Raw genomic sequence first — 25,239 nt, 5'->3', positions numbered from 1 at the left:
GTTTTCTTCGCAAAAGAACCAGCGTTCCACCCGCCGCCGAGTACTCGGCCGCCGCGGGTCATTGCGTCTCCGAGTCCTCGCCGCCACTCCCGAGAGGATCGGACGATGACCGTACCGCAGTCACCCTTCGCCGCCCTGATGGACATCACGCCCCGGCCGCCGGTGGTATTCGCCGACGGCCAGGGCTCCTGGCTCTACGACACCAGGGGCAACCGCTATCTCGACCTGATCCAGGGCTGGGCCGTCACCTGCCTCGGCCATAGCCCGGCGCCGGTCGTCAAGGCCCTGGCCGAGCAGGGCGCCCGGCTGATCAGCTGCAGCCCGGCCTACCACAACGAGCAGTCCGTCAGGCTGGCCGGCGCCCTGACCCGGGCCAGCGGAATGGACCAGGTGTTCTTCGCCAACTCCGGGGCCGAGGCCAACGAGGGCGCCATCAAGCTGGCCCGGCGGTGGGGCGAGAAGAACCGCGGCGGCGCCTACGAGATCGTCACCATGGAGAACGGCTTCCACGGCCGGACCCTGGCCACCATGTCGGCCTCCGGCAAGCCGGCCTGGAAGACCCTGTTCGAACCGAAGGTGCCGGGTTTCCCGAAGGTGCCGATCGGCGACCTGGGCGCGGTCGAGGCGGCGATCACCGACCGGACGGTCGCGGTCATGCTGGAGCCGATCCAGGGCGAGGCCGGCGTGATCCCGGCCGGCGTCGACTACCTGAAGGCGCTGCACGAACTGACCGCGAAGCGCGGCATCCTGCTGATCCTGGACGAGATCCAGACCGGCATGGGGCGGACCGGCACGCTGTTCGCCTGCGAGCAGGCCGGGATCGTCCCGGACATCATGACGCTCGGCAAGGGCCTCGGCGGCGGCGTGCCGCTGGCCGCCCTGATGGCCCGCCGCGAGGTCTCGTGCTTCGAATACGGCGACCAGGGCGGGACGTTCAACGGCAACGCGCTGATGTGTGCCGTGGGTTCGGCAGTGTTGGCGGAGATCACGGCACCCGGCTTCCTGGAGCGGGTGCAGACGGCCAGCGACCGGCTCTGGAAAGGCCTGGAGGCACTGTCCGGCAGGCACGGCTTCGGGGCGGTGCGCGGCCAGGGCCTGCTGCTGGCCCTCGACCTGAAGAAGCCGGTCGGCCCGGAGATCGTCGCCGAGGCGCTGGCCGACGGGCTGCTGCTGAACGCCCCCCGCCCAGACAGCCTGCGCTTCATGCCGGCGCTGACCATCGCCGACGCCGAGATCGACCAGGCGCTGGCGATGCTGGACGCGGTGTGCCGCCGGGTCGCGTAGTCGCCACAGCGGCGGGTGGCTTCCGGAGCCGGGCGCTGCCGCGCCCCCTCCGGAATGACGATCTCCATTTGTCCGTCATCCCGGAGAGCCCCGGACTTGATCCGGGGCGGCTCCGGGACCCACGGAGCGACGGGCGTGGCGGCCCCCCGATCAGAACGTGACGGTCAGCCCGGTGATCGCCGCCCAGCCGTCGTTGGTGGTGCCGGTGTCGGCCTCGAACTCCGAGCGGAAGACCGACGCCAGCAGGTTCACGCCGGGGCCGACCTCGTAGTTGCCGGACAGCATGACGGTCTCGTGCTTGCTGTCGCCGGCCGCCGCGGAGTCCGCGACCTTGCCGTTGTAGTAGGACAGCGACACCTGGAAGGCGTCGAAAGCGTAGGCGACGCCGACATCGTAACCGCGGCCGTCGAACGACACGGCGGAGTCGGTGCCGGCCGAGCCGTTGCCCTTGGTGTCGGAGAAGGACGCGCCGAAGGTGAAGCCGGCATAGCCGACGTTGCCGCCGAAGCTGTAGCCCTGGGCATCGTCGATGCCGGTCGACCCGTCCGGTTTCTCGGCCCGCAGGTAGCCGGCCGCCAGCGCGACCTCGACCTCGCCCAGGGTCCGCACGTAGTTGACGCCCAGCGCGACGCCGTTGCGGTACAGGTCGCCGGACGGCTGGTCGTTGTTGTCCCGCTCGAATTCCGGGATGTAGGACACGCCGATCTGGAAGCCTTCGAAGCGCGGCGTGAAGTAGGTGATCTTGGTCGCCTGGTCCTCGCCGAGATACAGGTAGGTCGACTGGAACGCCGAGTCGCCGTCGGCGGTGCTCGGATTGACGATCCAGTCGGCGATGTCGCTGTCGTTGACGCCGAGCCCGACGTCCGGTGCCGAGTAGTGCATCAGGGCGGCCGCGCTGTCGCGGGAGCCGACCTCGAGCCGGCCGAAGCCGTGCTCGAGCCAGAGATAGCTGCCGTCGATCTGCTCGCCGTCGGCGGTCTCCGACTTGAGATTGACCTCGACGCCGACCTGCAGGCCGATGTCCAGGGTGAAGTCGCCGCCGAATGTCACGGCGCCGTCGCTCTTGACGTCGAGCCCCGAGAAGTCGCCGCCGGCGACCTTGTCGTTCTTGGCGTAGCCGAAATACTGGGTGAACTCACCGCCGAGCTCGATCTGCAGCTTGTCGGCGGCGAGTGCCGGCGACGCGGCCGTGCCGGCCAGCAGTGCGCCGATCACGGCGCGACGATAGGAACGCATTGCGGGACCCCCCGTTGCAGAAACTGGACACACAAACGGCCGCCACCCGTGGGCAGGCCGGCCGGCACTCAATGCACCGACAGGGACGCCGGAACGGCGGTCCTGATGTCTGGATATTTCCCCCCGAGGGACCCTGCGTCGTACTCGCGCCGCAGTGGAACTCTTAGGCCGTGACTCTGCAGTATTTCTGCAATCTCGGCAACGAGCTCCTTCGCGAGCCGTGCCGATGCCGCCGGCAGCCATTCGCGCAGTTTCTCGAGCGTGTCAGCCGGACGCCGCGCCTGCTCGAAGGCCACGGCCGCCAGCAGGTCGCGTTCGCCGTCCCCGACCGTCGCGCAATGCGTGCAGCGTACGTCGCGCGGTGCGGTTGCCGCGTCGAGGGTGACCACGAGGATGGATTCCAGCGGACGCACGACCTGCGCGACCCCGCCGGACCCGAAGCCGGCGGTCATCAGCGGAACAGGATCGGTCCTCGCCTTCAGGCACGACACCCAGTGCCGGATGCCCCAGACCAGCAGTGCCTCCGCCGTGGTCAGGGCATGCACGGCAAGCTCGTCCGGTTCGACCCGACGGTTGCCGGTGCCGCCGAGCCGTCCGGCGCCCCGATCCTGTCCGCACATGGCCAGCCTCCGAAGATCCATGATCCCGAGGCCCAGTGATTATTGTTATTGCGAAGCGTTTGCAAGAAAGAATTCGCGACGCCGAACGTGCCGACGATCCTAGAGGCGTATGCGTGCGCCGGTCGGGTCGTACATCGGCCGCAGCGACGCCTCGGCCGCGACCGGCGTGCCGGCCACATCCACTGCATATCCGGCCGACAGGGTCTCGGCCGCCGCCTCCCCCGGCCGGCAGGGAACGTAGCCGAGCCCGACGGCGCCGCCGAGCCAGTGTCCGTAGGCGCCCGAGCTGATCCGCCCGACGGCGACGCCGTCCCGCAGGATCGGCTCATTGTGGTACAGCAGCGGCCCCGGGTCGGTCAGCCGGAACTGCAGCAGCCGGTTCCCGACCCCGGTCTCGCGACGCCGCAGGACCGCCTCGCGGCCGATGAAGTCGCCGAATGACGAGCGCGGCTTTCCGGTCTTCACGGCGAAGCCGAGACCGGCCTCCAGCACGTGGTCCTCGCCCGAGATGTCGTGTCCGTGGTGCCGGTAGGCCTTCTCGATCCGACAGGAGTCGAGGGCGTGCAGGCCGCACAGCCGCAGGCCATGCGACGCCCCGCTGTCGACCACCGCGTCGAACACGTGGCGGGCCATGTCGGCGGTCACGTAGAGTTCCCAGCCGAGTTCGCCGACATAGCTGATGCGATGTGCCCGGGCCAGCCCCATGGCGATCTCGATCTCGCGCGCGGTGCCGAACGGGAACGCGTCGTTGCCGAGATCCTGGGGCGTCAGCGGCTGCAGCACCTCGCGCGCCTTCGGACCCATCACCGCGATCACCGCCTCGGCCGGCGTCACGTCGGTCACCACGCAGCGTGCCCCCTCGGGAACGTGCCGGCGCAGCCAGGCGAGGTCGCGGGTCTGGTGGGCGCCGGCGGTGACCACCAGGAACGCCGTCTCCGACAGCCGGGTGACCGTCAGGTCGGCCTCGATGCCGCCGCGCGGGTTGAGCCACTGGGTGTAGACGCAGCGCCCGGCCGGCACCGCCACGTCGTTCGCCGATACCAGCTGCAGCACCGCCTCGGCGTCCGGTCCCTCGACCCGGAACTTGGCGAAGGACGACAGGTCGAACAGGCCGCAGCCCTCGCGGACCGCCCGGTGCTCGGCCGCGGCGTGCTCGAACCAGTTCTGCCGGCCCCAGGAGTAGCGGTACTCGGGCCTCTCGCCGCGCGCGGCCGCCGCCGCCGGCAGGAACCAGTTGGCCCGCTCCCAGCCGGCCACCTCGCCGAAGCAGGCGCCGGCCGCCGCCAGCCGGTCGTGCAGCGGCGAGGTCCGCACCCCGCGCGCGGTCTCGACCTGGCGGTACGGGAAGTGGTCGGCGTACAGCAGGCCCAGCGCCTCGCGGGCGCGCGCCACCAGGTAGCGCCGGTTGGCCTGGAACGGCTGCATGCGCCGGATGTCGACGTCGCCCAGGTCCATCGGCGGCTCGCCGGTGTCCATCCACGCGGCCAGCGCCATCCCGGCGCCGCCGGCCGACTGGATGCCGATCGAGTTGAAGCCGGCGGCGACGAAGTAGTTCCGCAGGTTCGGGGCCTCGCCAAGCAGGTAGCGATCGTCCGGCGTGAAGCTTTCCGGGCCGTTGAAGAAGGTGTGGATGCCGGCGCTCTGCAGGGCCGGCAACCGGCGGACCGCCTGCTCCAGGATCGGCTCGAAATGCCCGAAGTCCTCGGGCAGCTGGTCGAAGCAGAAATCCTCCGGGATGCCGTCCATGCCCCAGGGCTTGGCCACCGGCTCGAAGCAGCCCAGCAGGATCTTGCCGGCATCCTCCTTGTAGTAGGCGCACTCGTCCGGCACCCGCAGCACCGGCAGCCGCGGCAGGTCGGCGATCGGCTCGGTGACCACGTAGAAGTGCTCGCAGGCCTGCAGCGGCACGTCGACACCGGCCATGCGCCCGACCTCCCGGCCCCACATGCCGGCACAGTTCACCACGTGGTCGGCGGCGACCGGCCCAAGCTCGGTCTCGACCCCGGTCACACGGCCGCCGGCGGTGGCGATGCCGGTGACCTTGACGTTCTCCAGGATCGTGGCGCCCAGCTGCCGCGCGCCCTTGGCCAGACCCAGCGCAATGTTGGACGGGTCCGCCTGGCCGTCGGTCGGCAGGAACACGCCGCCGACCACGCCTTCGGGATCAAGCAGCGGATAGCGGTCCAGGCATTCCGCCGGCGACAGCACATGGGCCTCGAGCCCGAAGGTACCGGCCATCGCCGCGCCACGCCGAAGCTCCTCGAACCGGTCGGCGGTCAGCGCCACCGCCAGCGACCCGCATTTCCGGTAGCCGGTGGCGATCCCGGTCTCGGCCTCCAGGCGGTCGTAGAGCTCCGCCGAATACTTGGCGAGGCGGGTGAGGCTGTAGCTGGCCCTGAGCTGGCCGATCAGCCCGGCCGCGTGCCAGGTGGTGCCGGAGGTGAGCCGCTTTCGTTCCAGCAGCAGCACGTCGCGCCAGCCCAGCCGGGCCAGATGATAGGCGACCGAGCAGCCGACCACCCCGCCGCCGACGATCACCGCCCGGGCGTGCCTCGGCAACGCCACCGTCATTCCCGCCTCCTCGTCGCCGGATCGTTCCGGCGACGATTTCACACGGCGCGACGGCCGGCAATCGACTCCCGGCGGCGAACCTCAGCCGCCCTGGGCCGCCGGCGCCGGGGCCGGCTGGCTGTACAGCCAGTAGCCCGCGACGCCGCCGAGCACGGCGCCGGTCAGGTGCCCGAGGCCGCCGCCCATGACGTCGAGGAACACCGCGCCGAGCACGGCGCCGACGGCGATCGCGCCGATCTGGTCGGCGGTCAGGGAGAAGGCCACCGGTTGCTCGACAGGCACCGGCGCCGGGGCCGCCTGCTGGGCGGCGGCCGGCATGGCGCCGACGATCAGCAGGCAGGCGGCGACCAGGGCGACACGCAGCATGGTCAGCATCGATTCCTCCTTCGCGAGTGAACCATCGAGGAACGTTATACTACCGCACGGCCCGGTCGAACTTCGCCCCTCGCGTGTATGGTCGCAATCAGTTGCCGGTGACCGCCATGTCCGGCATCGGGTGGGTGTACAGCCAGTGCCCGGCGACGCCGCCGACCGCCGCGCCCGTCAGGGTCGCGAGGCCGCCGCCGCCGAGGAAGTCGATGACCAGGGCCCCGGCGACCGCCCCGGCGGCGATCACCGCCAGCTGGTCGGCGGTGATCACATAGGGCGACTCGCGGGTCAGGACGCTCTGCGCGCCCTGGCGGGCGGCGTCCGTCAACGACTGCAGGTCGCGCTTCAGACCCTGCACCATGGCGTCCATGTCGGGCGCCTTCTGTTCGGGGGCCGGTGCCGCCTCGGCCGTCGGCGCGGCGGCGGGCGCGTCGGCCTTCGGCGCCTCGGCGGCGGCCGCCGGGGCGGACGCCGATCCGGAAGCCGCCTGCTGGGCCATGGCCGGCAGGCTTGCGCCGAGCGAGAGGGCGGCGGCGAGCAGGGCCGCGCGAATGACTGTGTTCATGGGGAAATCTCCTTCCAGCCAGTATCGTCGGCGATAGCCGGGATTATTCCAGAGGCCGTCCGGGCGACCCTTGACCTGGGTCAAGGTGGCGCAAAACGACGTTGGAAGCACCCACTACCGGATGTTCATGTCGATTTTTCGCGACTGGCGCACAGGATCGCCGCATCGGTTGCGCCGGCCCGGCGCCCGGCCGACACTCCGGGTCGACGATACACAGGGGGAGGATCCCGCCATGACGCTCAGCTTCGCCGTCGGCGACTTCCGGGTCGACCGCATCCTCGAGCAGAACCTGCCGTTCATGGATCCGCTCGAGTTCCTGCCGACCCTCACCAGGGAACTGCTGGAGGAGAACCGTCACTGGCTGGAGCCGAACGCGCTCGACCCGGCGACCGGCAAGCTGATCTTCCCGATGCAGTCCTACCTGGTCCGCACCGGCCGCCACACCATCCTGATCGACAGCTGCATCGGCAACCACAAGCACCGCCCGACCCGGCCGAACTGGCACCTGAAGGACGACACCGCCTACATGGACGCGCTCGCCAGGGCCGGGGTCGGGGTCGGCGACGTCGACTTCGTGATGTGCACCCACCTGCACCCCGACCATGTCGGCTGGAACACCCGGCTGGACAACGGGCGCTGGGTCCCGACCTTCCCGAACGCCCGCTACGTGTTCTCGAAGAAGGAGCTGGCGCATTGGGAGGCGCGGCACGCCGACGCGCCGATCCCCTACATGACCGACAGCGTGCTGCCGGTGGTCGAGGCCGGCCAGGTGGTGCAGGTCACCAGCGACCACCAGTTCGACGCCGGCATCCACCTGGAGCCGACCCCCGGCCACACCGTCGACCACTTCGCGGTGCACCTGTCCTCGAACGGCAGCGAGGCGGTGATGACCGGCGACATGATGCACTCGCCGCTGCAGTGCCGCTTCCCGCATCTGGTCGCCCTGCCCGACATCGACCGCGACCAGGCCGTCGCGACCCGGCGCGCGGTGATGGAGCGGTACTGCGACACGCCCACGCTGATCTGCACCGCGCACTTCCCGCAGCCGTCGATCGGCCACTTCGTGCGCCACGGCGACGCCTTCGACTTCCGGTACCGCGTCGGGGAGTAGGCGGTCCGGCCGCCGCCGCTTGACAGCGGTCGGGGGTGCAGGCGCATCGTTCTCCGGGCCGGTGCGGGGCCCGGCTCGGAGGGAACCCGAATGCGAATGATGCGGATTGTGCTGGCGCTGCTGGTGCCGGCGATGCTCTGGGCAGCTCTGCCGGCGGGATCGGCCCGTGCCGAGGGGGTGGTGTTCGTCACCCGCCATGCCGAGAAGAGCCTGACGGTCGCCGGCGATGCCGCCCCGCTGCTCCCCGAAGGCAGCGCCCGGGCCCGGACCCTGGCCCGCCTGCTGGCCGATGCCGGCATCCACGAACTGATCACCACCGACGCCCTGCGCAGCCGGCAGACCGGCGCGCCGTTCGCGGAACTCACCGGGCTGCAGCCCCAGGTCATGACCCGCGAGGACGAGGTCGCCTTCGCCGCCCGGCTGCGCGAGAAGCCGGACGCCAGGGACCGGCTGATCGTGGCGCATACCCGGAACATCCCGCGGATCCTGGAGGCGCTGGGCGTGCCCGGCGGCAGCCAGGTCAAGCTGAACCCGGACACCGACTACGACAACCTGTTCGTGGTGCAGATGTACCCCGACCGGCCGGCCAGCATGGTCCGGCTGCGCTATCCGATCGCCGATTAGGCTGCGGCGGACGGGAAGTGGTGGGCCCGGCAGGATTCGAACCTGCGACAACACCGTTATGAGCGTCTTGCGGAACTGAACCAGCATCAACCGCCGTCAACGGGACGGAACCGTATCTAACTGATATTATGACGATTCTATAGATATCTCCCGCACGATGGTTCACGGTGGTTCCTGTCTGTAGATAGCGGTTGCACTTAATGTGCACTTAGGGCTGAATATGGGGGCTGCACTTACGGAGAAAGGCTGTCCCAGATGCAAGGTGTGATTTCGGAGCGGTTGCTCAACAAGCTGAAGCCGGCCGAAGCGCCGTACGAGGTCCGCGATACCAGGATGACGGGCTTCCTGGTGCGGGTGCAGCCGTCGGGGCTGATGACCTTTTATGTCGAGTACGCCAGGGGCAAGCGGTACAAGCTCGGCCGCACCGACGCCGTGAAGCCGGAGGCCGCCCGCGAGGCCGCCAAGGGCATCCTTGCCGACGCGCATCTGGGCAAGGACCCGATGGAGGCGAAGCGCGCGGCGAAGGCGCACACGTTCGCCGAGTTCGTAGATGAGGTCTATGCGCCGTGGGCCGAGCAGAACGTGAAGTCGCACCGGAATACACTCACCCGGCTCCGCGCCAACTTCCCCGACCTGTCGAAAAAGAAGCTCGGCGAGATCACGGCATGGCTCGTGGAGAAATGGCGTTCGGCCCGCCTGAAGGGCGGCGCCCGGCCAAGTACCGTCAACCGTGATCTGGACGACCTGCGCAGCGTGCTCGCCAAGGCCGTGAAGTGGGGGCATCTACAGGCTAACCCGGTGGTCGACGTGAAGCGGTCGCGGGTCGACGATTCCGCGTCCATCCGATTTCTCTCGGAAGACGAGATCGGGGCGCTTGTGAAGGCCCTCGACGAACGCGAGGAACGCATCCGCGCCGAGCGCGACAATGCCAACGCATGGCGTCGGGAACGCGGTTATGCCCTACTCCCGGACCTGCGGGAGACGGCGTTCGCCGACTACCTAAAGCCGATGGTGCTGGTGTCGCTGCACACCGGCATGCGGCAGGGCGAGGTCTTCCAACTGAAGTGGTCGGCCGTCGACTTCACCCGCGCCATCGTCACCGTCCGGGGCGAGACGGCGAAGAGCAGCCGCACCCGGCATATCCCTCTGAACAACACCGCCCGCCTCGCGCTGTCGGACTGGCGCAAGCAGGCCCCGGACCCGGACGGGCTGGTGTTCCCCGGTAAGGCCGGCGAGGTCTTCAACAACGTCAGAAAAAGTTGGACCGCAGTTCTCGACGGCGCCGAGATCAAGGCGTTCAGGTGGCACGACCTGCGGCACACCTTCGCGTCCCGGCTGGTGATGGCCGGGGTAGACTTGAACACCGTTCGCGAGTTGCTGGGGCATTCCACTATCGCGATGACGTTGCGGTACTCGCACTTAGCCCCTGAACACAAGGCGGCAGCGGTCGCGAAGCTGGAGGCCGCGCTATGACCGACGTTGAGACGAATGCGGATCTGATCGAGGTAGAGCGGCGCTGCTACCAGGAGACTGGCAACCCGCTGCATGTCTGGGCCGCCTACGGACTCGCCCGCGTGGTCAAGACGCCGCCGCCGGAATGGGTGCTCGCATACTTCGACGGTGTCGGGCGGAACCTGTTTACCGTCGCCGCCGTTCACCTGAACGGGAAGGCCGCGAACGTTCCGGCCGAGATCATGGTCGCGCTCGGAATGAAGCCGCCCGGCAAGAGCGGTAGCGGGACAGCGTTTAGCCGCTACCACAAGGATTGGCTATCATTCGGAATGAACGTCCGCGCGCGGATGCAGTCAGGCGAGCAGCAGACGTACGCAATCGAAGAGGTCGCCAAACAGTCCGGCGTATCCGAGAAGCTGGTCCGGGACGGATGGAAGCGATACAACCGGCTCTTTCCAGGCCCCGGCATCTTCCCGGATGAGGCGCTGTAGAGAAGTCCGGGACTTTCGTACATCGGGACTTGTGGCCGGCAATCACCGTCTGTGAATAATGGGGAACCATCGTAACCGCACCGCTGAGGTGATCAACGATGGGTCCCATGAAGACACCCGACGCAGCCAAGTTCCTGGGCGTCAGCGATAGCTACTTGCGCAAGGCACGCATGCGCGACGACCCGGCGCAGCCGCCTTACCTGAAGATTGGGAAGGCCGTCCGGTATGATCCGGCCGACCTGGAGGCATGGAAGGCCCGGCAGCGCCGCACCGGCTCCGAGGCCGCGTAAATGCCCCCCGACATGAAGAACCCGGCCGCTGGTGACGGCCGGGCGCTTCGGGGCATTCGTGATCTGGCGGATCAGAACCCCGAAGATACCACCCTCATCGACGAAACGGAAGACTGGCGGCGGCGCGTCCAGGCCGACGCCGCCGCCTTCCTGCACCGCAAGGCCCGGCGGCCGAGGGGGCGGCGATGAGCGCGGCCGACCTGCACGCCGAGATGCTCGCCGCCGAGATGGCGTTGTGGAAACCCGTCGCGTTCCGCTGGTTCAAGGCTAAGGGCTTCCCGATGGCCGACCTGCTGGACCGTGCGCCCGGACTCGGCGTGTCGCGAGTCGACTGGTGCGGCGAGTTCTACCAGCCCATCGAGTCCGGAGACCCGGCTGTCATCGTCGCTGTCTGGGTGCGCCCGCCAGTCGACCTGACGGCCGGCACGCGATCCGCTGGTGTGCTAGCGGATCTGGCAGCCGTCGACCTGAAGACCGGGGCCGTCGCGACCCGCTGCGGCATCGCCTACGCCCTCGGCGAACATCTACTGGAGCGTGATACCCGGCCGTTCCGGCTGCGCTGCCACGTCGACGCACGCGCCTGGTTGCAGGCCGGCGGCGACGGTGTCTGCCCGCTCGACTGGTCAACGTTCACGATCCGCACGTCCGGCGAGCCGGGCTTGAACCTGCTGGCCGACACCGTCCGCGACGGCGAACTGATTGAAACCCGGATGCGGGAGACGCTGCCCGCGTTGCCGCGTCTGATGGTGCGGAGGGCTGCGGCATGACGGACAGCGCAGCCTATGTCTCGCTGGCCGAGGCCAAGCGCCGGGACCACGCCGCCGACCGGCTGAAACGCGGCCTCGACATCATCAACCCGACGACCTGGGAAGGGCAGCCGATCCCGGAGCGGCGATGGATCGTTCCGGGGCTGATCCCGTGCGGCAGCGTCACGCTGTTGACCGGCGACGGCGGCACCGGCAAGTCGCTGCTGGCACTACAGTTGATGACCGCCTGCGGACTCGGGCAGCCGTTCCTCGGAATCGAAGTCGAGCCTATCCGCACCCTCGGCATTTACTGCGAGGACGAACGCGACGAGTTGCAGCGGCGGCTGGTGCCGATCCTGGCGCACTACGACTCAACGTTCGCCGACCTGGACGCCCTGGAACTGGTTTCCCGCGTGGCCGGTGGCGACAATTCGCTGATGACCTTCGAGCAGCCGGGCAAGCCCGGCGAGGTCACGCCGCTGCACGCCGAGATCATGAACCGGGCGATCAACACCGGGGCTCGCCTGCTGGTGCTCGACAGCTTGCACGACTTGTTCCCCGGCAACGAAAACATCCGGCAGCACGCCCGCCAGTTTATCGGCTCGCTCCGCGAGATCGCCCTGGAGATCGACGGCGCGGTGCTGGTGCTCGGGCACCCGTCCGCAGCCGGTCTGGCGAGCGGCAGCGGCACCGCCGGGAGCACGGGATGGAACAACTCGGTTCGCGCCCGCGCCTACCTGACGCGCCCGGAGCCGGAGGACGGCGAGGCCGTCGACCGGGACGCCCGCACGCTCGATCTGCCGAAATCGAACTACGGGCCGGCCGGCGGGCAAATCAGGCTGCGGTACAGGGACGGCGTGTTCATCCGCGACGAAGCCGGCGGCGGGTTCGTGGATCATCTGGCGAAGGGAAATCAGGAGTCGGCCGATGATGCCGTGTTCCTGCATTGCCTCGACGTGCTGACGGCGCAGAACCGGAACGTCTCGCACTCGACGAACGCGAAGAACTACGCGCCGAAGGAAATGGTCGGCATGAAGGAGGCCGGCAAGATCGGTCGCCGCCGGCTGGAATCTGCCATGAAGCGGCTCTTCAGCGCTGGGGAAATTCTGGCCAATCTGCCGGTCGGATCGAGGGCCAATCGTCACCAGCAATTCGGCATCCAGCGTGCGCCGAAGTCGCCGCAAGGTGGCGCCTGATGGCTGCGTCATGGTGCGCCGAGGTGGTCCGTAACCCGTTGAAATTGTTGCGTCACGGTGTTGCGTCATGGTGCGCCGAGGTGTCGTGTAAGTCATTGAAATCATTGCGCCGAACCTGCGTCGCAGAGTCTCCCATAGTACTACGTACTATTCCGGGTGCCCCCGCCCTTCGGGGGGCGGGGCACCCTGCCGCCTCTGCGGAGGCCGCCGAATGAAGGCCGAGGCCGCCGCCCTCCGCGCGCTGCTGGCCGAGATCGAGGCGGGCCGCGTCAGGCTGGACCCGGCAGCCTTGACCGTCGCCGCCGTGCTGCTGGCCGACCTGCTGGCGGGCAAGAGCGTCTGCATCCGCGAGGGGCAGCCGCGTCTGGTACGCCGTCGCCGCGTGCTCGCCGATCTGGCCGCCGCGTTCGGATGCGAAGGCAACCCGGCTGCCGCTGCCGACAGGATACGCGGCGCCATCCATGACATCGTTGCCGGGGAAGGCGAAACGACGGAAGAGATCGCCGCCGATCTGGCAAGATTGATCGAACTAAGTAAGGGGCGCGTACCGTCTAGGACGACGATCTACGCCGATCTGACGCGCACTCACAGATAGCTTTGTTCAGAAATGTTCAGCTTATTTTCAATGCAGGCGAGATTATCGGTAGGGTAGACTTCATATCGCGCGATATAATCCGGGTGAACTGTTCAACCTGGGAGCCGCGCCAAATGCTCGCACGCCGCAAGACCGCCGATGTCGAGCCGACCGTTGCCGAGCAACTGGCCGCCGCCGAATCGCAACTGTCCGAGTACAAGAAACGGATTCGCGAGATCGCCGTCGAGGCCGCACCGCTGCGCGAGGCAATCGCCGATGTCCGCGCCGGCCGTGACACCGAGGGTGCTCGCGCAATCGTGCTCGGCGAGGGGCTGGAGCCGTCCGCAACACGGCTCGACCGGATCGCCCGCGAGTCCATGACGCTTTCCGCGTCGCTGCCGATCTTGTCCGAGAAAATCAGGACGCTCCATCGCCAGGAAGCCGACCGAATCACCGACACGCTCCGCGACGAACACCGGCAGGCCATCGCCGAGATCGACCGCGCGCTCGACGCCCTGACCGCAGCGTGCGACGCCGAGGCCGCCGTCCGGGCCAAGGTGCCGCCGGGCGGTATCAGGCCGCTGCCGGCATGCGGGTTCCCCTATGCGACCGCCTCGACGGCATGGCGGGCCGCCGTTCGCCGGGCCGGGCTGCTGCCCGCCGAGGCCGCCTGATGGCGCGGCGCAAGACATCGAAGGCCGTCGGGCCTCCCGTCGCCGAGGCACCGGACACCGTGCCGTCGACCGACGCACCGGAGCCGCCCGCCGTCACGGTGCCGCCTGAGATCGCCGACCGGTCGGAAGGGGAGGCGCGCGAACTGACGACGAAGGCCATGCACGCCGTCAGACGCATGGTCGCCGAGGTCGAGGAACCGCCCGCGACGAAGGCGAAGCGTCGCCGCAAGAAGGTCGACCCCCACGCCGCCGAACTGGTCAAGACGGATGGCGAGATCGCCGCCGCCCGCGCGCGGCATCGCCACATCAAAGCGGAGATCGCGCGCCTCGACGCCGTCGCGATGGGGCCGCACACCGCCGAGGAAGAGGCGCTGATCCGCGCCGCCGAGGAAATCGGCAAGCAGATTGGTCGACTGACGGAGCATCGCGTCAAGGTGCTGTCCGGCTTGTGGGAACCGCCCGCGCCGCCCGCGCCCGTAGTCCCGAAGGCCGCGCCGGCCCTCCAGATTATCCGGTTGCCGGACGAAGTGACCGCCGAGATGGCGCCCGACTTCAACGTGCCGGTGGCCGAACTGCACAAGGCCGTCAGCCTGGGAGTCTTGCTCAACATTCAGGCCGATCTGGTCGAGCGACTGAACAAGATTTTCGCGAATTACAAAGAGGGGATCGAGCGCGCGCATCACCGACTCGATCAGGCAATTGAGGCCGCCAACAAGAACGTTGAGACCCTCAAGGCCCTGCGCGACCGCGTCACCGAACTGGAGGCGCGGCCGGTGCTTAAGTACGTCGGCACCTGGAACGCCGATACTCAATTCAACCCCGGCGAATTCTGCACCGACAAGGGCTCGCTTTGGCACTGCAACGAGCCGACCCGCCAACGCCCCGGCGATGGGCCGGCATGGCGCCTCGCCGTGAAAGCTGGCCGCGATGGAAGGGACGCAAGATGACCACCCTATACGCCGAGATTGAGGCCCGCGTCGCCGACGTGCGGCTCAAGTTCCTCGCCGGCCTCGCGCCCGTGGTGGAGAAGGCCCGCACCCTGCACGGCGATGAGGCCGCCGCCGAGTTCGAGCGCGAGAGTCGGGTGAAGTTCGAGGCCGAGATCCCCGCGCTCCGGGCGTGGTTGCGCGAATGTCTGACCGGCGACGACAAGCCGGCCGGCGAGCCGGTGCACTGACGTATGCGGGGGGAGACCACCGTCGCCACCGAACGCCAGTGTGCAGCCGTTCGCATGGTCAAAGAATGGCGCGGCCGAATTGAAATTCCGGCGCTGATAAAAAAGGGGCTGGGGGGACCGTCGAGGAAGCATCCGAGGGCATGTCGCGGGCCGGTCGCGATGTTCCATCCTTACTAAACCAAGGAATTCCTTTGAAAAAACCGACCGTCAAAACCGCAGAAATCCGCGCCTTGCGGCATGGAATGCCCAGCACCAGCGGCGGGCTTGCGGTCGGGACGCCGTCCGCACCCTCGCATCTGTCGACCGAGGCGAAATCCTGGTGGCGGAAGGTGGTGACGGAATACGAGATCAGCGACGACACCGGCTTGTTGTTGTTGCAGACCGCATTGGAGAGTTTCGACAGGATGCGGAGCGCACAACGAGTAATTAAGCGCGAGGGACAAAGCATTCGTGACCGTTTTGGTTTTCCGCGAGCGCATCCGTTGCTTACCGTCGAGCGTGATTCCAGAGCCGGAATGCTCGCCGCCTTGAAGCAGATGAACTTGGACTTGGAGCCGCTGAACGATCGTCCCGGCCGACCGGGCGGGAGCCGCTGATGCCGACCGTCCGCCGTCGCCGCTCCCGCGCCCTGGCCGCGCCCCGCGTGTCACAGGCTGCCGTTGACGCCTACAAGCTCGCCCGCTCGATCGAGGATGCCGGCGAGGCCGAGGGATGGGAGCACGAGGGCGGCCGACACCGGGAGTACCTGGACGCCGACCGCGCGCTGCGAACTGCGCTCGACATCCGGCCGTGGCACCCGACACCGCTCGACGTTGACGGACCGGAGCCGGCCGAGATCACGGGGCCGGGCCGCTGCTGGTGGGATGGCTGGCCGCGCGCGTGGCAACTGCGCGTCGCACTGGAGGGGGCAGCGGATGCCGACGAATAGGCGCCGACGCCGCCGCGACCTGCGGCTAACCCAACTGTCGCCGGCCGTGTCCTGGTGGCTGCGGCATGGCGGCTATCTCGACCACGACGAGGCCGCCCGCCTGGGCATGGCCGGCGACGGCGCACCGCTTCAGGTGTGGCTTCTGGAGGGTGACGACGACTCGTTCGGCAGCGGACGGCGCCCGCTCTGGACCCGCCGCCGGCTGCGCGAGGCCGGATATGGCGAGGCAATCGACGCGCTGATCGCGGCTGGCCGCACGCCGCCGGATGGCTACTTCAAGCGGAGACCAAACAATGGCGACGAGTGAGCAGCTTCTAGTCAGAATTGACGCAACGACGGAACAGCTACGCCGTCAGATGGCGGCTGCCGACAAGACTGTCGCCGACTTCGAACGCAAGACTCAGGGTTCTTTTAAGGCCCTCGACGCGACGTTCCAGAAGTTCAACGCCGCCTCGCGTGTGGTCGCTGGTGGACTGGCGGCAATCGGCGTGGGCTTGTCTGTTCGGGAACTTGGCCGGTATGCCGATGCGTGGCGCTCGACGAACAATCAACTGGTGGTCGCGACCGGATCGACGGCGGCGGCGGCGAAGGCGACCGAACAGCTTTTCCAGGTCGCGCAGCGCACCCGCTCCGGCTTCGAGGGAACCGCGCAACTCTATGCTCGCCTGTCTCTCGCCGGCAAAGAGCTAGGCGCCACCAGTGACCAACTGATCAAGTTTACCGAGGGTGTCGGCAAGGCGATTGCCGTGTCCGGCGGTTCCGCGTCGAGTGCATCCGGCTCACTGTTGCAGTTGTCCCAGGCCCTCGGCGGCGGAACTGTTAGGGCCGAGGAATTCAATTCTGTTCTAGAAGGTTCGCCGCGCATTATCCAAGCGGTCGCGGACGGACTCGACAAAGCCGGCGGCAGTGTTTCCAAGCTGCGCGAACTTGTGAAGACCGGCGAGGTATCGAGTCAGGCGTTTTTCAGTGCGTTCCTGACGCAACTGCCGAAGCTCGACGCCGAGTTTTCCACGACGCAATCGACAATCGGGCAAAGCCTGACGACGCTGGACAATTCGCTTTCGAGGCTGATCGGCCGGGCCGACGAATTCTCCGGTTTCTCTTCGACCGTGGCCAGCGCCATCAGGGGCATTTCCTCGGCAATCGATGATCTGGCCGGGGCTGGCAACGGCCCGCGCTTCGTGTTCGGCGAGGAACTGGAGAAGGCCCGCCAGAACGCCGAGGCCCTGCGGCTGGAGATCGAACGGCTGGAGGGCAGCACCGGCCGGGCCGCCACGCGGGAACGCCAGGGGCTCGCAATCCGCCTCGGCGCCCTGGAGGCGGTAGACGCGTTCCGGGAGCTTGGCCGGCTGCAAGACGAGATCGCCGCGAAGCAGGAGCGATTGGCTAGCATCGGCAACGTGCGAGGCGGGCAGGCGCAGCGCTCCGGGCTGGCCGCCGAGATCGCCGACCTGGAAGCGCAGGCGATCAAGCTTCAGACCGCCATCGATCAGGCCGACCGCGCCGTGGTCACCAGCGCGACCGCGACCGGCGCTGCGCTCAAACCCGTGTCCGACAACCTGACGGCGCTGCAAGCCAAGCTCTTCGGTCTCGAAGGTTCCTGGGAGGCGTTCGGGCGCGGTGGCCGCGATGCCCTCGACGCCATCGAAAAGCGGTTCACCTTGAACGAAAAGGCCGCCGATCTGGCCGAAAAGTTCAACGCGGCGAACAAAAAGGCCATCGAGTCCGGGGCCATCGCGGCGCGGCAGGCCGCCGCCTACTTGCCGGTCCTGGAAGACATCGCCGATGCGGAAGAACGCCGCACCGCCGCGCTGCTGGCCGACGACTACCTCGACACGCTGGCCGCCGAGGAACGCTTCGCCCGCGACCGCCTGCTGTACGGCGAGGCCGAGGCCGAAATCCTCAAGCAGATCAACGAACTTCGGGCTGCTGGCGTCACGGTTACCGAGGGCATGGAGACGGCGATTCGGCGGGCCACGACGGCAACCGTCGCGCTGAACGACGAGTGGACGGAGGGGCAAAAGGCGGCGGAACGCGCCCTCCAAGCCGCAGCCGCGCCGCGCCGCGAGTACCGCCTTGGGGCCGTGCTCGACAACCTGGAGAACGCGCCATGACGACGACATGCCTCTACGTGACTTCGAAGTTCGCCGCGATGGCGAGCGACACGCTGATCAGCGGCACCGAAGGCGACGGCGCGGTCTATATGTCCAAGTCCTACAGCCTCCCGCACGCCAGGGTGCTGTTCGGATTCACCGGACTGCGCGCCGCCGCCGAGTGTATGCACCACGCCCTCAACAGCGGCTCGGACGGCACCCGGAGCGGCGATATCGACGACTTCGCCGAACATGGGGAGGCAATCGCCCGCGAGGCAATCGAGCGCGTCGAATCTGTCTTCCGATTCCACGGTGTCGAGTTCACCGGGTCCGAGACGCTGGGCGAAGCCTATCTCGCCGGCTGGTCCCGTCGCCGGGAGCGGGTGACCGGCTATCTGATCGACCTGGACGCGCCCGACGCGGGAGCGCGGCCGATCCCGGATGACCGGCTGATCTGCATTCCTAGCCTGTGGGGGCGCAAAGGAACCACGGGCGCGGTATCGATCCCGGCCGATTTCGTCGCTGCGTTCCGCGAAGCCTACGAGTGCCAGCACGACGGCATGTACTGCGAGGGCGACGGCCCGCACCTTGGCGGCGACATGCTGCTGTCGGTCCTGACGGAGCGGGAGATTCGATCGATCCACATCGGGACCTTCGCGAATGCGACCGATAGTTCGGCGTGGTCGCGTCTCGAAACCGAGCTCGCCCGGGTGGCGGCATGACGGGGACCATCGCAGAGCGCAACCGCGTGGTCGGGCGGCTCAAAAGGATCGGTAACGAAATCGCCGAGGCGATGGCTCGCCGCGAGTTCCCGGCCGATGCGCCCTATGCCGAGGCATACGATCTGGCGGCGCGTTTGTATCGCGCCTATGCCCGCGACCTGCTGGGCGACGCGGTTGCGCTGCCGACCGTCGACCATGCCCGCGCGGCACTTCAACGCGCCCGACTCGCCGAGACCCGGCATATGCAGTTTGTCCGCGCGGCACTGCAAGCGGCCGTCCGGGGAGACGTTGCCCGCGCCTTCGAACCGCGTGCCTGTCCCAAGTTCTGCCGGGAGCTTCATCGGCGGTTCTACGCGGGCGAACGCGACCGGAACGAAACCGACAGGGTCCTGCGGTCGGCAATGATCATCGTGCTCACGGCGGCCTCGGATGCCGCCGAAGACCACGACCCGGCGGCGGCGAACACTGTCACCGTCGACATTCCGGGCATGGAATTCCTCGCTACGGGAGCACCCACCTGATGGCCGACATGCTCACTCACCGCGCCGAGCTATTGGACCGATTGCTGGCAACCCTGCTGACGGTCGCCGAGGCAACCGCGCCCGACTTCCCGCGCCGCCGCCGCGCACTGCTGTCGAGGCGCATGGCCGGCGATGCCGTCGGCGCTTGGCTGCACATGGCGTGGGAAGCTGCGGGCCAGAAACAACGGTTCCGGGCTGTCCTGGCCGCCCGTGCCGCGATGGCTTCAGAGGGCGTGGCCGACGACGCCGACCCGGCGATGCCGCCGACGCTGGGGCTGTCCAAAACCGCTACCCAATCGGCGCAGCTACACGCGGCCGAGGGTGTCCCGGAGGCAAAGTCGCATTGGCTATTCCTCCTGTCCGTCCATCACCACGCCATCCTGATGGCGCTGCTGGCGAACCGCTACGGCGACGCTGCAATCACGCTCCGGGCCGAGGACATCCGCGACGAGATCGCGGCCCAGATTCCCGATGCTGAGGCGGCGGCATCGGGGGACATCCTGTCGTTTCCCGCACCGTCAGTGTGAACGACGAACTGAATGCGCCTGACAACCACCCGGAGCCTGCCATCATGCCCCCGAAGAAATCCACCACTGCCGCCGCGCCCGCCGCGCACGCCGTCACCCTCGCCGGGAAGGTCGAGACGCTGGTGCCGTCCGCGAAGGCCATGATGGGAATCAGCACCGCGTTCGGCGGGCTGGTCCCGGCCCTGGATCGCGCCCGCCAGTTCGATGTCAACGCCCTCGCCGCCGTCGTCCACCTGGGGCTCGGCAGACCGACCGCCACCGGCAAAGAACTGGAGCGCACCGCCGCCCAAGTCTGCGCCGCCGACCTGACCGACGTTGCGGTCGCCGTGGTCGGTTACCTGTCCGACCTGATGAACGGCGGCTCGCAGGTGAAGCCCAAGGCGGGCTGATCCATGAGCACCGTCGTCTATTTCGTCGAGTTGACCGGTGTCCTGAAGTCGGATGGCACCACGTCCAGGGTGTTCGGCTGGTCCTCCAAGGATCGCGGCGGCTACCTGAAGCGCACCGCCGACACGGGGCTGTCGGCCGATGAGCCGTACTATGCGCCGCGCGTGATCGATCCGGGTTCCTGGCGACAGTCCATCGTCGGCCGGGTCAACCTGTTCGGCAAGGCCGACTCCACGAAAGGCACGATCCGGGCGGCGAACCTCGACGGCGGCCTGAACATCCTGCGCGACTACGCTTTCGATGGGCGAACCGCGAAGATCATGCGGGGCGAACTGGACAGCAGCGGGGCGTTGAAGACGGGTACGCTTACGACGGTGCTCAAGGCGCGGGTGCGGTTCCCGCTGGTCGGGTCAACCGTCGTCGTGGACTTCGTCGACCGGTCGGGTCAATTCGAGCGCGTACAGCTACAGCCGGACAAGTTCGCCGGGACCGGCGGGACGACCGGCTACGAGGGAGATGCGAACCTCGCCGGCCGGCCCAGGCCGCGCTGCTGGGGCGAGATCAACGATCTATCGCCGCCCTTGGTCGCGAGCGGGCTGCTGATCTACCAGTTGGCCGACACTCTTATCGACGGAATTTCGGAGGTCACTGACGGCGGCGACGCCATAACGGAGGGAACCGACTACGCATCGTTCGCAGCCTTGGCAGCCGCGACCACAACCGCGTCGACGTTCGACTACTTCCTCGGCAGCGACACCGTTGGATTCGGGAACGACCCGGACGGCGGCGCATACATCAAGCTGGGCACCCTCCCGTCCTTTGCCGTGACGTGCACATTCGACGGGACGACTGGCGGCTTTGCGTTCACGGTTACCGCCGTCAGCATTGCCTACAGCCTCCTGGAGCACCGTCTCGGCTACGACATCACGTCCGGGAGCACCGACGTTGACACCGACGCCCTCGACGCCCTGGAGGCCCTGACATCGATCAATGTCGGGCTTGCCTACACCGAGGAAGTGACAATCTCCCAGGTCTTCGACGACGCATTCGGCTCCATCGGCGCATGGTGGGGAATCGACCGGTCTGATCGATTCACCTGCGGGCGCCTTGAACTGCCGGACGCCACGGCGACCCCTGACTTGGAGTTGACCGTCTCGAACATCCTCGGCGGGGAAGACCCTGACGCAATCCAGGTCATTGAGTTCGGCATTCTCGGATCGATCCCGGTCGGGCGCGTGCAACTTGGCTATCAGCGCAATTACACCGTCCTAAAGGGCGGACAGCTTGACCCGAACGTCGCGGCGGTTGATCGCGCCTACTATGCTCAGGAATTCCGGCTCGGCACGCCCTCGAACGGGCTGGATCAGGACACTCTCGACCTGCATCCGCAGAGCGCACCGTTCCAGCACAACACCCACTTGGAAGGGCTCGGCGACACCGACGACGAGGCCGCGCGGCTTCTGGCGATGCTGAAGACGGAGACGTTCTGCATTCGCGTTCCGGTGCGCCCGAACGTGGCGGCGGCTCTACCGGCAGGCGGGCACGTCAAGGTGACCGTGCCGTATCACGGGATGGATGCGGGCTTGCACTTTACGATGGTGCAGAGCGAAGACGCCTACGCCAGTGACCGGTCGGTGTTGACCCTTTGGGGCGGCATCGCGGCGTAGTTGCTACGGCGTCCGCAGCCTGACACCCGCACCGCCGCCGTTCTCCGGGATGAACTCGACGCCCGCAGATTCGAGGGCGCGGACTACTGCCGACACATTCTCGGCTGAGCTACGCCCCGGCCCAATCTTGCCCTCCATCCTCTTGATGGTCGGCAGTGACAGGCCGGACGCCTCCGCGAGCGTCGCTTGGCTCCATTCGATTAGGCCGCGAGCGGCGCGGATCTGGGCGGCTGATATCATCCCGAAAGTATCCTGTGTGATCCAATTAGTTTGACGATACATTCAGGATATAACATTATCCCGAAAGTGTCACGACAGACACGAAAGGGAGACTGTAATGCCAACCACCCTGAAGCCCGATCCTGCCGCCGTGCTGGCGGTACTGTACGCCGAGACGACCGCCTCGCTCGACACCAAGACCGACGATCCGGCCGACGTGCTGGGCAACCGGGTCCGCGCGCTGCAAGACGTACTGTTCACCCTGCCGACCGACGACCCGGCGGCTCTTCGCATCCAAGCGGACGCCACCCGCGCGCTGGTCCGCGACTTCAACCACGACGGCACGACCGCCGCGATCCTGATGCTGGCGGCGACCTATGCCGAACGGCTGGCCGTGCTGAGGGAGGGCGCGCAATGACCCAGCAAACCATGCGCCTTTCCGATTCTTCGATGCTGCTGCTCGACGCCCTCGGCGCCATTCAGCTTGCCGTCGACGGTCTCGACGATGACGCGACCCGCCGCTCCATGGCGTTCCTGGTCGAGAAAGTCGGGGAGATCGCAACCGAGATAGACGACATCGCCCGGCACCTTCATTGCGGCGTTCCGGACGACCCGGAGCCTTCCCCCGACGACGACCTGCTGAGCCTCATCAGCATGTGGCGCACCGTCAACGAACGTGTCGCCGAGACGGACGGCACACCAGATCACGCCGAGCACGTCGAGCGGTCTCACCGGCTGCTGGCCAAGATCGCCAAGACCGAGGCCCTGACCTTCCGGGGCGCGCTCGCCAAGGCCCGGTTGCAGTGGGATGACGACGAGATCGCCCGGTCTATGCGGGATGATCTGCCGCTCGAAGTCGTCGGCGCCGCCGGGCTGCGCGATCTGTTCAAGGTGACGGCGACCGCCTGACGCCACCAGCACGACGACAGACGCCCCCGGTTCACCGCCGGGGGCGTTCGCTATGAAGGGTAGCGTTATATTGGCGGTTCGATGCTTTTATGATATGTATAGTCACGGAAACGACGGAGGCTCTATATGCTGACAGGTTCTCAAATCCGGGCCGCCCGCGGTCTACTCGGGTGGACATCCGAGCGTCTCGCGGAGGCCAGCGGCGTCCACTACGCCTCGATCTCCCGTGCCGAGCAGCACGACGGGCCGCCACCTGTGCGCGCCTCGACGCTGGTAGCGGTCAAGGCCGCCCTGGAGACGGGAGGCGTGGTGTTCATCGAAGACGGTGTGAACCGACCCGGCGGGGTTGGCGTTCGGATGCGGGAGAACGTGACATGACGAAGGCTGGAGACAATCGCCTGCCCATGCTGGCGTCGAAGATCAACGCGGCTCACGCCGCCGTCGAGGCCGCGCAAAAGCAGGGAGTGGAGCACGCCATCGAGGCGGGCAAGCTGCTACTGGAGGCGAAGGCCGCCGTGAAGCATGGGCAGTGGGGGCCATGGCTCGCCGAGCACTGCACCATCTCCGACCGCACCGCCCGGCTCTACATGCAGGTAGCGAGGAACGAAGAGAAGCTCCGGGGCAAAACGGCAACCGTTGCCGATTTGACGCTCCGGGGCGCGCTCGACTCGCTCGACGACACCCTGGCCGCCAAGCAACGCCGGGCAAATGTGGAACTTGGCGAGTTCTTCGTTGAAACCCTGCTACCGGGCCAACCGCCAGAACGCGCCCGAGACATAGTCAAATGGTGGCGCATCGCAACCGAGGGCGATGGACCGCCCGGAGCATCCGAGGCCGTCGCAGAGCGGATGGAAGCCTACTTGCGGGAGCAGGGGATTACGCCGTGGCGTCCCTCTCGTGCCGCGTCACCGCGACCTGCCGACCCGGACTTCGACGAGATGCTGGCGGCATGGGACGCCGCCGGTCCCGAGGCCCGCGCCGAGTTCAAGCGGCGCCTTCAGGCCGAGTCCGCGCGGCAGGGCGTCGAGCCGGTGGCCGTCGAGTTCTGATCCACCGGCAAGCACTACACAAGCAGGGCGGTTCTTCGGAGCCGCCCTTTCCGCGTCCGGGACTCCCTGACAGGCCGCCACCGCTCGGGTGGTCCGACGGGACACCGACGAGACCGACTTGGCCACCAGCGGCCCGCATTCGGGCGCGGGGGCATAGGGGCGGGTATCTCCGAGCGCGTCGACCTTCGGGCGCTAGACCGTCCGTGCAGTCAGGCAACGCTAATCGGCGACAGAAAAAGTTTCATCTGAAACTAAAATTCGGGGCGATTAACGCAAGAGCGCTGCACGAACGGTCGGACGGTCGAGTGCCGCCGCATCCTGCGATGCCCCCCAGGGGGGAACCGTCAGAGCATGGACCGACCGCGAGGCTAGACCGCTTGGGTAGCCAAACTTTGCCACGTCCGAATTGAAGTCGCGGGCCGCTCTGAAATCCAGGGGCCGGGGGGACCGTCCGAACATGGACCCGGCGAGGTCTCAGACCGTGGATGCCCCTCCATTTTCACTCGAAGCTGCGAGGGAACCGGGGGATGTCGCGGATGCTCTTCCCACGCAAGCGCACTTAATGCGCACTTACAGACCAGAACTCGCCGAGCAAACGCGCACCTAAGTAGCTGAAAAGATTGGTGGGCCCGGCAGGATTCGAACCTGCGACAACACCGTTATGAGCGGCGCGTTCTGACCGCTGAACTACGGGCCCGGCGCCGGTGGACGGCGACGCATCGAGTTATCGAGGAAGCGCGGCCGGTGTCAACGCAAGAGGGTAGATGACCCAGCCGGCGGCCCGTCGCCGCATAGGTCCCGGATGCGGCCAAGGGGAGAGACCCGACCGCCGGGATGACAAGCGCGCGCTCGCGGACGCAGGCACGGCCGGGGCAGACACGGCCCCGGGAAACGAGATCGGCCACCCCACTCCCGTCGTCATCCCGGACGCCGCGGCAGCGGCGATCCGTGATCCACGAAGCGACGGGCGTCGAACGGAGACCGGCAATCCTCAGTAGTCGAGGAAGCTGCGCAGCTTGCGCGACCGGCTCGGGTGCTTGAGCTTGCGCAGCGCCTTGGCCTCGATCTGGCGGATACGCTCGCGGGTCACGCTGAACTGCTGGCCGACCTCCTCCAGGGTGTGGTCGGTGTTCATGCCGATGCCGAAGCGCATGCGCAGCACCCGCTCCTCGCGCGGGGTCAGGCTGGCCAGCACCCGCGTGGTGGTCTCGCGCAGGTTGGCGTGGATCGCCGCGTC

The 25,239-nt window shown here is 67.7% G+C and carries 32 protein-coding genes and 1 tRNA gene; 26 read left to right on the top strand and 7 right to left on the bottom strand.

The window, feature by feature from the left end:
- Nucleotides 1-105 precede the first annotated feature (105 nt).
- Entirely contained in the window at nucleotides 106-1,284 is a 1,179-nt protein-coding gene (locus RIC31_RS02325; protein ID WP_350102457.1) for an acetylornithine transaminase, read from the top strand.
- A gap of 150 nt (nucleotides 1,285-1,434) precedes the next feature.
- Here the strand turns inward: RIC31_RS02325 and RIC31_RS02320 are convergent, their stop codons facing one another.
- The 5 genes from RIC31_RS02320 to RIC31_RS02300 form a co-directional block, all read right to left on the bottom strand.
- A complete protein-coding gene (locus tag RIC31_RS02320) occupies nucleotides 1,435-2,520 on the bottom strand; it encodes a porin (RefSeq protein WP_350102455.1) in 1,086 nt (361 codons plus the stop codon).
- Between the two features lie 68 nt (nucleotides 2,521-2,588).
- Complete coding sequence (locus RIC31_RS02315) at nucleotides 2,589-3,140, bottom strand: hypothetical protein (RefSeq protein ID WP_350102451.1); 552 nt, start codon at nucleotides 3,138-3,140, stop codon at nucleotides 2,589-2,591.
- Nucleotides 3,141-3,239: 99 nt separating this feature from the next.
- Entirely contained in the window at nucleotides 3,240-5,711 is a 2,472-nt protein-coding gene (locus RIC31_RS02310) for a GcvT family protein (protein WP_350102449.1), read from the bottom strand.
- 81 nt (nucleotides 5,712-5,792) lie between these two features.
- Nucleotides 5,793-6,086 (bottom strand): hypothetical protein, encoded by a 294-nt coding sequence (locus tag RIC31_RS02305; protein ID WP_350102445.1) that lies wholly within the window; start codon nucleotides 6,084-6,086, stop codon nucleotides 5,793-5,795.
- 88 nt (nucleotides 6,087-6,174) lie between these two features.
- Nucleotides 6,175-6,645 carry a hypothetical protein gene (locus tag RIC31_RS02300; protein WP_350102442.1) on the bottom strand — a complete coding sequence of 157 codons (471 nt, stop codon included), beginning with the start codon at nucleotides 6,643-6,645 and terminating at the stop codon, nucleotides 6,175-6,177.
- A 232-nt stretch (nucleotides 6,646-6,877) separates the two neighbouring features.
- Between RIC31_RS02300 and RIC31_RS02295 the strand changes: the two genes are divergently transcribed.
- From RIC31_RS02295 to RIC31_RS02175, 25 genes are all read left to right on the top strand, one after another.
- Nucleotides 6,878-7,756, top strand: a complete 879-nt coding sequence (locus RIC31_RS02295) for an MBL fold metallo-hydrolase (RefSeq protein ID WP_350102439.1) — start codon at nucleotides 6,878-6,880, stop codon at nucleotides 7,754-7,756.
- 96 nt (nucleotides 7,757-7,852) lie between these two features.
- Complete coding sequence (locus RIC31_RS02290) at nucleotides 7,853-8,380, top strand: histidine phosphatase family protein (RefSeq protein ID WP_350102436.1); 528 nt, start codon at nucleotides 7,853-7,855, stop codon at nucleotides 8,378-8,380.
- A 279-nt stretch (nucleotides 8,381-8,659) separates the two neighbouring features.
- Nucleotides 8,660-9,853 (top strand): site-specific integrase, encoded by a 1,194-nt coding sequence (locus RIC31_RS02285; RefSeq protein ID WP_350102433.1) that lies wholly within the window; start codon nucleotides 8,660-8,662, stop codon nucleotides 9,851-9,853.
- A complete protein-coding gene (locus tag RIC31_RS02280) occupies nucleotides 9,850-10,323 on the top strand; it encodes a hypothetical protein (protein WP_350102428.1) in 474 nt (157 codons plus the stop codon). Before RIC31_RS02285 ends, RIC31_RS02280 begins: the two co-directional genes overlap by 4 nt.
- Before the next feature lie 107 nt (nucleotides 10,324-10,430).
- Nucleotides 10,431-10,613: a helix-turn-helix transcriptional regulator gene (locus RIC31_RS02275; protein ID WP_350102426.1), complete on the top strand. Its 183-nt coding sequence runs from the start codon at nucleotides 10,431-10,433 to the stop codon at nucleotides 10,611-10,613.
- Nucleotides 10,614-10,802 carry a hypothetical protein gene (locus tag RIC31_RS02270; protein WP_350102411.1) on the top strand — a complete coding sequence of 63 codons (189 nt, stop codon included), beginning with the start codon at nucleotides 10,614-10,616 and terminating at the stop codon, nucleotides 10,800-10,802.
- Nucleotides 10,799-11,380: a hypothetical protein gene (locus tag RIC31_RS02265; RefSeq protein WP_350102393.1), complete on the top strand. Its 582-nt coding sequence runs from the start codon at nucleotides 10,799-10,801 to the stop codon at nucleotides 11,378-11,380. Before RIC31_RS02270 ends, RIC31_RS02265 begins: the two co-directional genes overlap by 4 nt.
- Complete coding sequence (locus RIC31_RS02260; RefSeq protein WP_350102377.1) at nucleotides 11,377-12,555, top strand: AAA family ATPase; 1,179 nt, start codon at nucleotides 11,377-11,379, stop codon at nucleotides 12,553-12,555. Before RIC31_RS02265 ends, RIC31_RS02260 begins: the two co-directional genes overlap by 4 nt.
- A gap of 211 nt (nucleotides 12,556-12,766) precedes the next feature.
- The gene (locus RIC31_RS02255) at nucleotides 12,767-13,150 is read left to right on the top strand and encodes a hypothetical protein (RefSeq protein WP_350102359.1); all 384 of its coding nucleotides are present in this window, start codon (nucleotides 12,767-12,769) and stop codon (nucleotides 13,148-13,150) included.
- A gap of 113 nt (nucleotides 13,151-13,263) precedes the next feature.
- Nucleotides 13,264-13,803, top strand: coding sequence for a hypothetical protein (locus tag RIC31_RS02250; protein ID WP_350102357.1), 540 nt, complete (start codon nucleotides 13,264-13,266; stop codon nucleotides 13,801-13,803).
- On the top strand, nucleotides 13,803-14,750 hold the full coding sequence (locus RIC31_RS02245) for a hypothetical protein (protein WP_350102343.1): 948 nt from the start codon (nucleotides 13,803-13,805) through the stop codon (nucleotides 14,748-14,750). Before RIC31_RS02250 ends, RIC31_RS02245 begins: the two co-directional genes overlap by 1 nt.
- Nucleotides 14,747-14,980 (top strand): hypothetical protein, encoded by a 234-nt coding sequence (locus RIC31_RS02240; RefSeq protein WP_350102338.1) that lies wholly within the window; start codon nucleotides 14,747-14,749, stop codon nucleotides 14,978-14,980. The genes RIC31_RS02245 and RIC31_RS02240 overlap by 4 nt, the downstream gene beginning before the upstream one ends.
- A 191-nt stretch (nucleotides 14,981-15,171) precedes the next feature.
- The gene (locus RIC31_RS02235; RefSeq protein WP_350102333.1) at nucleotides 15,172-15,576 is read left to right on the top strand and encodes a phage terminase small subunit P27 family; all 405 of its coding nucleotides are present in this window, start codon (nucleotides 15,172-15,174) and stop codon (nucleotides 15,574-15,576) included.
- Nucleotides 15,576-15,908, top strand: a complete 333-nt coding sequence (locus tag RIC31_RS02230; protein WP_350102329.1) for a hypothetical protein — start codon at nucleotides 15,576-15,578, stop codon at nucleotides 15,906-15,908. The genes RIC31_RS02235 and RIC31_RS02230 overlap by 1 nt, the downstream gene beginning before the upstream one ends.
- Nucleotides 15,895-16,215: a hypothetical protein gene (locus tag RIC31_RS02225; RefSeq protein WP_350102296.1), complete on the top strand. Its 321-nt coding sequence runs from the start codon at nucleotides 15,895-15,897 to the stop codon at nucleotides 16,213-16,215. The genes RIC31_RS02230 and RIC31_RS02225 overlap by 14 nt, the downstream gene beginning before the upstream one ends.
- Nucleotides 16,202-18,022: a tape measure protein gene (locus RIC31_RS02220; protein ID WP_350102285.1), complete on the top strand. Its 1,821-nt coding sequence runs from the start codon at nucleotides 16,202-16,204 to the stop codon at nucleotides 18,020-18,022. The genes RIC31_RS02225 and RIC31_RS02220 overlap by 14 nt, the downstream gene beginning before the upstream one ends.
- Nucleotides 18,019-18,723 carry a hypothetical protein gene (locus tag RIC31_RS02215; protein WP_350102277.1) on the top strand — a complete coding sequence of 235 codons (705 nt, stop codon included), beginning with the start codon at nucleotides 18,019-18,021 and terminating at the stop codon, nucleotides 18,721-18,723. The genes RIC31_RS02220 and RIC31_RS02215 overlap by 4 nt, the downstream gene beginning before the upstream one ends.
- On the top strand, nucleotides 18,720-19,244 hold the full coding sequence (locus RIC31_RS02210; RefSeq protein WP_350102272.1) for a hypothetical protein: 525 nt from the start codon (nucleotides 18,720-18,722) through the stop codon (nucleotides 19,242-19,244). Before RIC31_RS02215 ends, RIC31_RS02210 begins: the two co-directional genes overlap by 4 nt.
- Nucleotides 19,244-19,771: a hypothetical protein gene (locus RIC31_RS02205; RefSeq protein ID WP_350102266.1), complete on the top strand. Its 528-nt coding sequence runs from the start codon at nucleotides 19,244-19,246 to the stop codon at nucleotides 19,769-19,771. Before RIC31_RS02210 ends, RIC31_RS02205 begins: the two co-directional genes overlap by 1 nt.
- Nucleotides 19,768-20,160, top strand: a complete 393-nt coding sequence (locus RIC31_RS02200; protein ID WP_350102261.1) for a hypothetical protein — start codon at nucleotides 19,768-19,770, stop codon at nucleotides 20,158-20,160. The genes RIC31_RS02205 and RIC31_RS02200 overlap by 4 nt, the downstream gene beginning before the upstream one ends.
- A gap of 3 nt (nucleotides 20,161-20,163) precedes the next feature.
- Complete coding sequence (locus RIC31_RS02195; RefSeq protein ID WP_350102224.1) at nucleotides 20,164-21,825, top strand: hypothetical protein; 1,662 nt, start codon at nucleotides 20,164-20,166, stop codon at nucleotides 21,823-21,825.
- A gap of 337 nt (nucleotides 21,826-22,162) precedes the next feature.
- Nucleotides 22,163-22,462 (top strand): hypothetical protein, encoded by a 300-nt coding sequence (locus RIC31_RS02190; RefSeq protein ID WP_350102217.1) that lies wholly within the window; start codon nucleotides 22,163-22,165, stop codon nucleotides 22,460-22,462.
- A complete protein-coding gene (locus RIC31_RS02185; RefSeq protein WP_350102187.1) occupies nucleotides 22,459-22,953 on the top strand; it encodes a hypothetical protein in 495 nt (164 codons plus the stop codon). The genes RIC31_RS02190 and RIC31_RS02185 overlap by 4 nt, the downstream gene beginning before the upstream one ends.
- A 126-nt stretch (nucleotides 22,954-23,079) precedes the next feature.
- The gene (locus RIC31_RS02180; RefSeq protein ID WP_350102181.1) at nucleotides 23,080-23,331 is read left to right on the top strand and encodes a helix-turn-helix domain-containing protein; all 252 of its coding nucleotides are present in this window, start codon (nucleotides 23,080-23,082) and stop codon (nucleotides 23,329-23,331) included.
- A complete protein-coding gene (locus RIC31_RS02175) occupies nucleotides 23,328-24,002 on the top strand; it encodes a DUF3102 domain-containing protein (RefSeq protein ID WP_350102139.1) in 675 nt (224 codons plus the stop codon). Before RIC31_RS02180 ends, RIC31_RS02175 begins: the two co-directional genes overlap by 4 nt.
- 621 nt (nucleotides 24,003-24,623) lie before the next feature.
- On the opposite strand, the gene RIC31_RS02170 is transcribed toward RIC31_RS02175, so the two are convergent.
- Together RIC31_RS02170 and RIC31_RS02165 are read right to left on the bottom strand one after the other, a co-directional pair.
- A tRNA-Ile gene (locus tag RIC31_RS02170) sits at nucleotides 24,624-24,699 on the bottom strand.
- Between the two features lie 294 nt (nucleotides 24,700-24,993).
- Nucleotides 24,994-25,239 (bottom strand): sigma-70 family RNA polymerase sigma factor (locus RIC31_RS02165; RefSeq protein ID WP_350102136.1); only part of this gene is annotated, 246 nt, incomplete at its 5' end.

Source organism: Thalassobaculum sp., from assembly GCF_040219615.1.
In the GTDB taxonomy this organism is placed as follows: domain Bacteria; phylum Pseudomonadota; class Alphaproteobacteria; order Thalassobaculales; family Thalassobaculaceae; genus Thalassobaculum_A.
Note: the sequence above shows the minus strand (reverse complement) of the source record. Positions and strands in the feature narration are given on the sequence as shown.